General features: G+C 54.6%; 1 protein-coding gene. It reads left to right on the plus strand.

Features of this window, described 5'->3' with window-relative positions; all coding sequences use genetic code 11:
• A partial coding sequence (locus Q4528_RS14010; protein WP_303522205.1) for an Hcp family type VI secretion system effector occupies positions 1-269 on the plus strand: 269 nt, incomplete at both ends.

Consider the following 269-nt stretch of genomic DNA (forward strand, 5'->3'; position numbering starts at 1 on the left):
CCGTTACAACGGTTTCCGCAACCAGAGATGAAAATGGCGTCGCCGAGCACACACCGGCCTTCGGGGTGAGCAGTGCGCCAACGGATATCGAGTTCGATCAGAACATGTTCCTGTTCCTCGAAGGGGTCGAGGGCGACTCGGTGGTATTTAATCAAGAGGGCACCTTTGATGTGATCGCTCTCGATTTTGACCTAGAGGCAGTCCAGAATGTCGCGACCGACGGGAATCTTGGTCTCGATTTCGCGCCCATAACGGTTCATGTTCAAGGG

Origin of the sequence: Staphylococcus pasteuri (assembly GCF_030547725.1) — a bacterium.
GTDB classification, from domain to species: domain Bacteria; phylum Bacillota; class Bacilli; order Staphylococcales; family Staphylococcaceae; genus Staphylococcus; species Staphylococcus pasteuri.